General features: G+C 66.6%; 8 protein-coding genes and 1 pseudogene. All 9 read left to right on the top strand.

The genetic code is table 11. The annotated features are described in order from the left end of the window. The first annotated feature begins 55 nt into the window (after window positions 1-55). Window positions 56-2,510, top strand: a pseudogene (gene infB / locus SLNSH_RS23695) (translation initiation factor IF-2). Between the two features lie 202 nt (window positions 2,511-2,712). After that, the gene (gene rbfA / locus SLNSH_RS23690; RefSeq protein WP_106340677.1) at window positions 2,713-3,132 is read left to right on the top strand and encodes a 30S ribosome-binding factor RbfA; all 420 of its coding nucleotides are present in this window, start codon (window positions 2,713-2,715) and stop codon (window positions 3,130-3,132) included. Window positions 3,133-3,136: 4 nt separating this feature from the next. Next, a complete protein-coding gene (truB, locus tag SLNSH_RS23685) occupies window positions 3,137-4,045 on the top strand; it encodes a tRNA pseudouridine(55) synthase TruB (RefSeq protein WP_106340675.1) in 909 nt (302 codons plus the stop codon). A gap of 87 nt (window positions 4,046-4,132) precedes the next feature. Beyond that, on the top strand, window positions 4,133-4,714 hold the full coding sequence (locus SLNSH_RS23680; RefSeq protein ID WP_146140373.1) for a PIN domain-containing protein: 582 nt from the start codon (window positions 4,133-4,135) through the stop codon (window positions 4,712-4,714). Window positions 4,715-4,783: 69 nt separating this feature from the next. Continuing rightward, the gene (locus SLNSH_RS23675) at window positions 4,784-5,452 is read left to right on the top strand and encodes an MBL fold metallo-hydrolase (RefSeq protein WP_106340671.1); all 669 of its coding nucleotides are present in this window, start codon (window positions 4,784-4,786) and stop codon (window positions 5,450-5,452) included. A gap of 298 nt (window positions 5,453-5,750) precedes the next feature. Next, a complete protein-coding gene (gene rpsO / locus SLNSH_RS23670; RefSeq protein WP_106340669.1) occupies window positions 5,751-6,020 on the top strand; it encodes a 30S ribosomal protein S15 in 270 nt (89 codons plus the stop codon). Between the two features lie 380 nt (window positions 6,021-6,400). Next, window positions 6,401-8,548: a polyribonucleotide nucleotidyltransferase gene (pnp, locus tag SLNSH_RS23665; RefSeq protein WP_106340679.1), complete on the top strand. Its 2,148-nt coding sequence runs from the start codon at window positions 6,401-6,403 to the stop codon at window positions 8,546-8,548. Window positions 8,549-8,754: 206 nt separating this feature from the next. Next, on the top strand, window positions 8,755-10,254 hold the full coding sequence (locus SLNSH_RS24755) for a P-loop ATPase, Sll1717 family (protein WP_146140372.1): 1,500 nt from the start codon (window positions 8,755-8,757) through the stop codon (window positions 10,252-10,254). 53 nt (window positions 10,255-10,307) lie between these two features. Further along, entirely contained in the window at window positions 10,308-10,682 is a 375-nt protein-coding gene (locus SLNSH_RS23660) for a rhodanese-like domain-containing protein (protein ID WP_106340667.1), read from the top strand. The last annotated feature ends 129 nt before the right edge of the window (window positions 10,683-10,811 follow it).

Here is a 10,811-nt window from a genome sequence, read left to right as displayed (position 1 = left end):
TCCGCGTCCCGCCGCGGCGCCCGCGCGCCCGGCCGCTCCGGCCAGCGGCCGCGGCATGTCCCAGGGCGGCCGTCCCGGCGGTCCGTCCCGCCCGCAGCCGCAGAACCGTGGCGGCAGCGGCGTGGTGCTGCGCACCCTGACCGAGGATGAGCGCGACGCCCGCGCCCAGGCCCTCGTCGAGGCGCGCAAGCGCGAGGAGGAGGAGCGCAAGCAGGCCATCATCGACGCGCAGCTGCGCGTCGAGCGCGAAGCGCGCGAGAAGGTCGAGCGCGAGGCCGCCGAGGCTCGCAAGCGCGAGGAAGAGGCGCGTCACAAGCGCGAGGAAGAACTCCGCCGCAAGGCCGAGGACGAGGCCAAGCGTCGCCTGGGCGACGAGCCGCGTCCGGCCGCCGCCTCCGCGGCTCCGGCCGGCGCCGGCGCTCCCGCCGCGCGCCGTCCCGTGGGCGCTCCCACTCCGTCTGCTCCCGGCGCGGCCCGCCGCGTCCAGGAGGAGGAGGAGACCAAGCGCATCATCCGCCGGCCGGGCATGCCCACCAAGGTCATCGTTCCGCCGAAGCCCGACCGCTCCAAGGGCGGCGACGAGAAGCGGCGCGGTCGCCTCACCGTCTCGGCTGCGACCGGCGGCGAGGAGGAGCGCACCCGCTCCGTTGCGGCGTTCCGCCGGCGCGTGCAGCGCCTCAAGGGCGGCGCGATGAACGAGCCGAAGGAGAAGATCGCGCGCGAGGTCACGATCCCGGAGACGATCACCATCCAGGAGCTCGCGAACCGCATGACGGAACGCGGCGTGGACGTGATCCGCTACCTGATGAAGCAGGGCCAGCTGCACAAGATCACCGACGTGATCGATGCGGACACCGCCCAGCTGATCGCCGAGGAGTTCGGCCACACGGTGAAGCGCGTCGCGGAGTCCGACGTGGAGGAGGGTCTGTTCGACGCTCCGGACACGGAGGACACCCTGGAGATGCGTCCGCCCGTGGTGACCATCATGNCTGGAGATGCGTCCGCCCGTGGTGACCATCATGGGTCACGTCGACCACGGCAAGACGTCGCTGCTCGACGCCATCCGGCACGCCAACGTGGCGGGCGGCGAGGCCGGCGGCATCACGCAGCACATCGGCGCGTACCAGGTCGAGTCGCCGCTCGGCGGCAAGATCACCTTCATCGACACGCCCGGCCACGCGGCGTTCACCGCCATGCGCGCCCGCGGCGCCAAGGTGACGGACATCGTGGTGCTGGTGGTGGCGGCCGATGACGGCGTCATGCCGCAGACCATCGAGGCCATCAACCACGCCAAGGCGGCCAAGGTGCCGCTGATCGTGGCGATCAACAAGATCGACAAGCCCGACGCCAACCCGGACCGGGTGAAGACCGAGCTGCTCCAGTACGAGGTGCAGGTCGAATCCATGGGTGGCGAGACGCTGGAGGTCGAGGTTTCGGCGACGAAGAAGATCAATCTCGAGAAGCTGCTCGAGGCGATTTCCCTTCAGTCTGAAGTGCTCGACATCCGCGCCAACCCGAACCGCCCGGCGGAAGGCACCGTCATCGAGGCCAAGCTCGACCGCGGGCGTGGTCCCGTCGCCACGGTGCTGGTCCAGCGCGGCACCCTCAAGACCGGCGACATCGTCGTGGCCGGGTCGGAGTGGGGACGCGTCCGCGCCCTCGTGTCCGACCAGGGCGCGCAGGTCTCGTCCGCGGGTCCGTCCGTCCCGGTGGAGATCCTGGGCTTCAACGGCGCTCCCGAGGCCGGCGACCGCGTCGCGGTGGTCGAGAACGAGGCGCGCGCCCGCGAGATCACCGAGTACCGCCAGCGCCAGCGCCGCGAACGCGCGGCGGCACGGGCCGGCAACGCCCGCGGCTCGCTCGTCGACATGATGAGCCAGCTGAAGACGGCCGGCCGCAAGGAGTTCCCGCTCGTCGTCAAGGGCGACGTGCAGGGCTCGGTCGAGGCCATCGCCGGCGCGCTGGAGAAGGTCGGCAACGAGGAAGTGGCGGCGCGCATCATCCATGCGGGCGCCGGCGGCATCAACGAGAGCGACATCACCCTGGCGGAAGCGTCCGGCGCCGTCGTGCTCGGCTTCAACGTACGCGCCAACAAGGAGGCCCGCGAGGCCGCCGAGCGGGCCGGCGTGGAGATCCGCTACTACAACATCATCTACGACCTCGTGGACGACATTAAGCAGGCGATGTCCGGTCTGCTCGCCCCGACGCTCCGCGAGGAGCGGCTCGGCGAGGCCCGCATCCTGCAGGTCTTCGCGGTGTCCAAGGTGGGCAAGGTGGCGGGCTGCCTCGTGCAGGACGGCCGCGTGGAGCGCGGCGCCAGCGTGCGCCTCATCCGCGACAACGTCGTCATCCACGAGGGCAAGCTCTCGACGCTGAAGCGCTTCAAGGACGAGGTCAAGGAAGTGCCCTCGGGCCAGGAGTGCGGCATGGCCTTCGAGAACTACCAGGACATGCGCGCGGGCGACATCATCGAGTGCTACCGCGTGGAAGAGGTGCGCCGCACTCTCTGATCCCAAAACGCGCGATCCCTTCTCCCCGGCACGGGGAGAAGAGCCTGCCCTCGGGCATGACCCGAGGGTGGCGCGAAGCGCCGGATGAGGGGCCTCAGCGCCGCCATCGGCGTAGATCCCCTCACCCCCAACCTTCTCCCCGTGCCGGGGAGAGGGGATTAACCCCTCGCGCCGGTCCGATCCCGGGCGGGAGATGAAAATCATGAAACGCGATTCCGAATCCAAATCCGGGCCATCCCAGCGTCAGCTGCGGGTCGGCGAACTCGTCCGTCACGCCGTCACCGAGATCCTCTCGCGTGGCGAGTTGCCCGAGGCTGTCTTTTCCCAGGCTTTCGTGACCATTCCCGAGGTCCGCATGAGCCCGGACCTGAAGCTCGCCACGGTCTACGTGACGCTGCACGATAAGAAGCTCGAGAAAGCCGTGCTCAAGGCGTTCGACCAGAACCGCAAGCACATCCGGCAGGAGGTCGCCCACAAGGTGAACCTCAAATTCGCGCCGGACCTGCGCTTCCGCGCCGACGACCGCCTGGACGAGGCGGCCCGCATCGACGCGCTCCTGCGCTCGCCGCAGGTTCAGCGCGACCTTGCGCCCCATCCCGACGACGACAACGACGACGAGTGAGCGCATGAGCGCCCCCCGCAAGAACCGTGTCGACGTGCACGGCTGGATCGTGCTCGACAAGCCTGTCGGCATGACCTCGACCCACGCGGTCGCGGCGCTCCGGCGCCTGTTGAACGCCAAGAAGGCCGGCCACGCCGGCACCCTGGACCCGCTGGCCTCCGGCATCCTGCCGCTCGCCTTCGGGGAGGCCACCAAGACGGTCCCTTACGTGGTGGACGGCAAGAAGGCCTACACCTTCACGGTTTCCTGGGGCGTCGAGACCGATACGGACGACACGGAGGGCCGCGCCGTCGCGACCAGCGACGAGCGGCCCACGCGCGCCCAGATCGAGGCTGCTTTGCCGCGCTTCATCGGCGTCATCTCGCAGGTGCCGCCGCGCTATTCGGCCATCAAGATCGACGGCGAGCGCGCCTACGACCTCGCCCGCGACGGCGAGGAGATCGAGATGACTCCGCGCGAGGTCGAGATCTACGCCCTGCGCCTCGTCGGCATGGACCAGGACAGCGCGACCTTCGAGGCCGAGTGCGGCAAGGGCACCTATGTGCGCGCCATCGCGCGCGACCTGGGCCGCGTCCTCGGTTGCCTGGGTCACGTCACCGCGCTCCGGCGCACGCGTGTCGGCCCCTTCACCCTGGAGGATTCGACGCCCTGGGCGGCGATGGCGGACAAGCCCGAGGTCGCCCAAGAGGCCTTGATTTCAGTGGAAGGAGGCCTTACCGAGTTGCCCTGCGTCGTTCTGTCTCGGGACGGCGCCGCTCGGTTGCGGCGTGGTCAATCCGTGATCCTGCGGGGCCGCGATGCGCCCGCGGAAGGTGGCCCGGTTTACGCGGCCTGCGGCGGCGTGGTGATTGCGGTGGGAATGGTGGAGCGGGGGGAGTTGGTCCCGACCCGGGTCTTCAATCTCCCTTATTGAAGATTGTTTCGGCGCTCCGTTTTGTTGGGAGCGTCGAGGAGGCGTGCCGGCGTCTTCCGGCGTATGTTTTTGTTGTCGGGTATTGCGATGAAGACGATTGTGGTGATCGACGGCGGGCACTTGCGTGTGCTCGCCCGTCAGGCGGGGCTCATCTACGACGCCGATTTGATCGAGGCGATCGGCTGCGGCTGCGTTGACCGCTCCGAGACGCTGATCCGCGTCCAGTACTACGACTGCGTGCCCTTCAACGGCGTGGTCCGGCTTCCGGTCACCGGGGCCGAGCGCGAATTCGCCGGTTCGGACCGCTGGCTCTCCGACCTCGCCGAGCGCGACTTCATGATGACCCGCCTCGGCACGCTGAAGTTCCGCGGCTTCAAGCCGCGCTCTCTGCCCATCACGCCCGGCCTGGGGGATGACGACTTCCGCCCCGACTTCGAGCAGCGCGGCCTCGACCTGCGCATCGGCCTGGATGTCGCCGACATCGTGTCCCGCGGCGCGGCCGAGCGCATGGTCTGGATCACCGGCGACCCGGGCCTCGCGCCGGCCTTCGAGCACGCCCGCCACCGGGGCGTGCAGATCATCGTAGTTTCCTTCCCGGGCCAGCGTGTGCCGGCCGAGCTGCTCTGGGCGTCCGACGTGAACCGACAGATGGACTGGCCGGCGAGCTGACGCGCGAACGACTCGCCAAGCGCGCCCGGGCGCATTAGCTGTCGGCCGGACACTCACCCCGGAGCCGCCATGCACCCGTTCAAGCTTCTCGTCGTCCCGGTGACGCCCTTCCAGCAGAACTGCTCCGTGCTGGTGTGCGCGCAGACCAACAAGGCCGCCGTGGTCGACCCGGGCGGCGACCTCGACCAGGTCCGCGCCGCCGTGAAGCAGTCGGGCGGGCAGGTGGAGAAGATCCTGCTCACCCATGGCCACATCGACCACGCCGGCGCCGCCGCCGACCTCGCCGAGCAGCTCGGCGTCCCGGTCGAGGGCCCGCACCGGGCCGAGGAGGCGCTGCTCGCCGCGCTCCCGGAGAGCGGCCGGCGCTTCGGCATCGCCAACGCGCGCGCCATGACGCCGAGCCGCTGGCTCGACGACGGCGACACGGTCACGGTCGGCGCCCTGACGTTCGACGTCTACCATTGCCCTGGCCATTCTCCCGGCAGCGTGGTCTACAACTGGCGCCGCCCCGCTCCGGCCGCCGGCGAGGAGCCTCTCCAGGGCTTCTGCCTCATGGGCGACGTCCTGTTCCGCGGCTCTGTCGGCCGCACCGACCTGCCGGGCGGCAGCCACGAGCAGCTGATCGAGTCGATCCGTACGAAGGTCCTGCCGCTCGGCGACGACGTCGCCTTCCTGCCCGGCCACGGCCCCATGAGCACGATCGGCCAGGAGCGCGTCTCCAACCCCTTCCTGGTGTGAGGCCCTCCTCCCCGTCTTGCGAGAAGCGCAGCGACGAAGCCATCCAGGCAGGCTGGCGTCAGGGCCCTCTGGATGGCTGCGGTCCGCTCGCCATGACGGAGCCTCCGGAACTTCCGCTGGATTTTCCGCCCGCTTCGTGCCATGAGACCGCATCGCGTCGGCCATCGCCGGCGCGAGCCGCTTTGGCGCGACCGTGCTGGACGACATCCCGGCCCGGCCGCATGGCGGAGCGGAACGGCCCCTTGATGGCCGCGCCGCCGTCCCCCGGGACGAAACCCCTCACCAGAAAGGACCGACGATGTCGATCACTGCCGAGCGCAAGCAGGCGCTCATCACCGAATACGCCACCAAGGCCAACGACACCGGCTCGCCCGAGGTGCAGGTCGCGATCCTGACGGAGCGCATCTCCAACCTCACCGGCCACTTCAAGACCCACGCCAAGGACAACCACTCCCGCCGCGGTCTCCTGAAGCTCGTGTCGCAGCGCCGCTCGCTGCTCGACTACCTGAAGAGCCGCGACGAGGGCCGCTACCGCGCCCTCATCGAGCGCCTCGGCATCCGCCGCTGAGTGCCGCCCGCCTCCGGGCGGGATCCTCTTGGCCGTGGCGGCCCCGCGCCGCCGCGGCCCTGTCCGGGACGCTTCGTCCCCTCCTGCGGCGCAACCGCGCCGCAATGTCCGTGTAGGCGTCACGAGCGCGCCTTCGCCAGGAAGCCCGCACCCGCGGTTGTCCGCCCGGCGAAGACCCTGAAAGCGATCGTGGCGTATCGGCAGGCCCGGGCATGGACGCCCGCGCCGCCGCAACCCGGCCAGACCTGACGTTCATGGCAGGATCGCCGGATGCTTTTCCGCCCGGGCGCGGCTCGCAGGAGCCCGCCCAGGGGGCGACGGGGAAGCCTCTCGCCGTCTTGCTCATGGCGTCGGTCTCGCCGAACGAAAGAGACCGACCGATGTTCGATGTCCAACGTGTGGAACTGACCTGGGCCGGGCGCAAGCTCGTGCTCGAGACCGGCAAGATCGCCCGCCAGGCCGACGGCGCCGTGCTGGCCACCTATGGCGAGACGACCGTGCTCGCCACCGTGGTCTCCGCCAAGGAGCCCAAGCCGGGCGTGGATTTCTTCCCGCTCACCGTGAACTACCAGGAGAAGGCCTTCGCGGCCGGCCGCATCCCGGGCGGCTACTTCAAGCGCGAGGGCCGGCCGAGCGAGAAGGAGACGCTCGTCTCCCGCCTCATTGACCGCCCGATCCGCCCCCTCTTCGTCGAGGGCTACAAGAACGACACGCAGGTCATCGTGACCGTGCTGTCCCATGACCTCGAGAACGACCCCGACATCGTCGCCATGGTGGCGGCTTCCGCGGCGCTCACCCTCTCCGGCGTGCCCTTCATGGGCCCGATCGGCGGCGCCCGCGTCGGCTACGTCAACGGCCAGTACCGGCTGAACCCGACCGTCGCCGAGATGAAGGACTCGTCCCTCGACCTCGTCGTGGCCGGCACCGCCGACGCCGTCCTGATGGTGGAGTCCGAGGCCAAGGAACTGCCCGAGGACGTGATGCTCGGCGCCGTGATGCACGGCCACAAGGGCTTCCAGCCCGTGATCGACGCCATCATCAAGCTGGCCGAGCGCGCCGCCAAGGAGCCGCGCGACTTCCAGACCCCGGACAACTCCGAAATCGAGCAGCGCATCCTCGACATCGTCGAGGCCGACCTGCGCGACGCCTTCACGACGCCCGCCAAGCAGGAGCGCCAGGAGAAGGTCGCCGCCGCCAAGGCCAAGGCCGCCGCCGCGCTCTGCGGCGAGGGCGTCGAGAACGCCATCGACAAGCAGCTCTTCGCCACGGTGTTCAAGGACGCCGAGGCCAAGATCGTCCGCTGGAACATCCTGGACACCGGCCGCCGCATTGACGGCCGCGACGTGAAGACGGTTCGCCCCATCGTGGCCGAGGTCGGCGTGCTGCCGCGCTCCCACGGCTCGGCGCTGTTCACCCGCGGCGAGACGCAGGCCCTCGTGGTCGCCACCCTCGGCACCGCCGAGGACGAGCAGTTCATCGACTCGCTCGAGGGCACCTACAAGGAGCAGTTCCTGCTTCACTACAACTTCCCGCCCTACAGCGTGGGCGAGACCGGCCGCATGGGTTCGCCCGGCCGCCGCGAGATCGGCCACGGCAAGCTCGCCTGGCGCGCCGTGCACCCGATGCTGCCGCCGCACCACGAGTTCCCGTACACCATCCGGCTCGTGTCGGAGATCACCGAGTCCAACGGCTCGTCCTCCATGGCGACGGTCTGCGGCTCCTCGCTGGCCCTCATGGACGCCGGCGTGCCGCTGCGCTCCCCGGTGGCCGGCATCGCCATGGGCCTCATCCTCGAGGGTGAGCGCTACGCGGTGCTGAGCGACATCCTGGGCGACGAGGACCACCTCGGCGACATGGACTTCAAGGTGGCGGGCACGTCCAACGGCGTGACCTCCCTGCAGATGGACATCAAGATCGCCGGCATCACCGAGGAGATCATGCGCGTCGCCCTGGGCCAGGCCCAGGAAGGCCGCATGCACATCCTCGGCGAGATGGCCAAGGGCATCTCCGGCGCCCGCGCCGAGCTCGGCCAGTACGCCCCGCGCATCGAGACCATCAAGATCCCGACGGACAAGATCCGCGAGGTCATCGGCTCGGGCGGCAAGGTCATCCGCGAAATCGTCGAGAAGACCGGCGCCAAGATCAACATCGAGGACGACGGCACCGTGAAGGTGGCGTCCTCCGACGCCGCCTCCATCACGGCGGCGCTGAACTGGATCAAGTCCATCGCCAGCGAGCCCGAGATCGGCGTGATCTATGACGGCACGGTGGTGAAGACGACCGACTTCGGCGCCTTCGTGAACTTCTTCGGCGCCAAGGACGGCCTGGTCCACATCAGCCAGCTCGCCCCCCAGCGCGTCGCCAAGGTCACCGACGTGGTGAAGGAGGGCGACAAGGTGAAGGTGAAGCTCCTCGGCTTCGACGAGCGCGGCAAGGTCCGCCTCTCCATGCGCGTCGTCGACCAGACCACCGGCGAGGACCTGGAGAAGAAGCAGAAGGACCAGCCCGAGGCCGCCGCCGGGGAGTGATTTCTCCCCGTTGGCGGGCTGACCGGCCTCCCGCCCCCGCGAACCCCTCTCCCCGAGAGGGAGAGGGGCAGGGGTGAGGGTCGGTGAAGCTGCTGCAATGCGAACGGCCGGGCGAGAGCCCGGCCGTTTTATGTTTGCGACTTTTCTTCAGAGGCGCTCGAACATATAAAAGTCCGTGGCTGTGTTTTCTGAGATGAGATTTGTCAATGACCACCAACGCGGTATTAGACGTGCTGAAAGCCTCAACGTTCGGGAAAAGGACTGCAGAGGAAGAGAGAGATCATCTTGCGCAGTATTTCGTCCAGACTGAACAGTGGAACCAAGTATATAGCGGAAATACAGACATCGTTTATGGCGCCAAAGGCAGCGGCAAAAGCGCAATCTATAGCCTGATAATTGCGAACGAAAATGCACTTTTTGATCGAAGTATTATGGTTGTACCGGCGGAGAATCCGCAAGGAGCGCCCGCCTTCCAGAACATCAGTACCGATCCGCCAGCTAGTGAATTTGAGTTTGTGAGTCTATGGAAGCTATACTTCCTCTCTATATGTGGTCAGCACTTTAAGGCATTTGGCATTCGCAGTGATAAGTGCGACCGCGTCGTTGAAGCTCTAGAGTCTGCTGATCTAGTTCCTTCCAATTTCTCGCTGTCCAAAGCATTACGTTTCGCATTTGACTACATTAAGCGGTTTACCCGAATTAGTGCAGTCGAAGGCGGGTACAACTTCGATCCTAACACCGGTATGCCCACCGGCATCACGGGGCGTATCGTGCTTGCTGAACCTGATGCGAAGCAGAGTAAGCTTGGCGCCGTTTCGGTTGGAGAATTGTTTGCACTCGCGAATGAAGCACTGCTCGAAAAGGGTCTAACCTTCTGGGTTCTCCTAGATCGACTAGATGTTGCATTCGCCGACAAGGCAGACCTTGAGGTAGAAGCGCTCCGAGCGTTGTTTAAGTGCTACCTCGATCTAAAGGCATTTCGAAACATTCAGCTCAAGATATTTTTGAGGACAGACATTTGGAATAAGATAACGGAGCAAGGCTTTAGAGAGGCCAGCCACATTGAGAAATCTATCACAATTAAGTGGAAGCCCGATGATCTGTTGAACTTGGTAGTAAGACGAATTATCTCAAATAGCAAGATTTGTGAGCATTATAGCGTAGAGCCAGAGAGAGTTTTGGAGTCATTCGAAAGACAAGAAGGATTTTTTTATGAGGTTTGCCCAAAGCAGGTGGAGTCAGGCCCCAACAAGCCGATCACGTTCAAATGGATATTAGGCCGACTTCGGGACGCTAATGAAACAGCTGCGCCCCGAGAGATCATCCACTTCCTTAATGAGCTCCGAGAAACACAGATAACGCGTCTCGAGAAGGGACGGCAGGGCCCAGCCGAACCCAATCTGTTCGAGCAAATTTCATTCAAAGATGCCCTTCCGGCGGTCTCCAAGGTACGGCTAGAGCAGACACTTTTTGCGGAATTTCCTAGCTTAAAAACATATATCGAAGCGCTTAGGGAGCAAAAAGCCACTCAACATCTTAGAAATCTTGCGGAGTTATGGCGCATTGATGAAGCCGAATGTCTCCGAGTAGCAAGTAGCTTGGAGGAAATTGGTTTCTTCGAACGCGTTGGCTCAAGCAAAGATGAGTGGAGCGTGCCATTTCTTTATCGGCCAGCGCTTGGGCTAGTCCAGGGTAGCGCTGCCTAGTTATATCGGTAAAATTTCGGTTAGAGCAGAACCTCGGAAAGACGGAGCCCCCCATGCCCAAAACCTCCAAAGACCTCCTCGCCGAGGCCAACGCCACGGTCCAGAAGCTCTCGCCCGCCGAGGCCGCCGCGCGGATCGGGCAGGGCGGCGTGCTGGTGCTCGACATCCGGGACAGCGCCGAGCTGCAGGCTGCCGGCAAGCTGGAGGGCGCGCTGCACGTGCCGCGCGGCAGCCTGGAGTTCAAGGCCGACCCCGAGAACCCCATGTACGACCCGGCCTTTCAGAAGGACCGCCCCATCCTGATCCACTGCGCCGCCGGCGGCCGCGCCGCCCTGGCCGGCAAGACCCTGCAGGACATGGGCTACACGAACGTGGTCAACATCGGCGGCTTCAAGGACCTCGTCGAAGCCGGCGTCCCAACCGAATAGCCCCGCCAGGTTCCGGCGCCCCATCAGCCCCCTGGATCCCCTTCCCGGCCTGCCGCGCAGGCCGCCGGGGATGACGGCGGGGCGCCGGAAGCGCCGGGCGGCCGCCCCTGGATCCCCTTCCCCTCCGCC

The organism is Alsobacter soli, from assembly GCF_003004785.1.
In the GTDB taxonomy this organism is placed as follows: Bacteria; Pseudomonadota; Alphaproteobacteria; order Rhizobiales; family Beijerinckiaceae; genus Alsobacter; species Alsobacter soli.
This window is presented reverse-complemented; position numbering and strand designations above follow the sequence as displayed.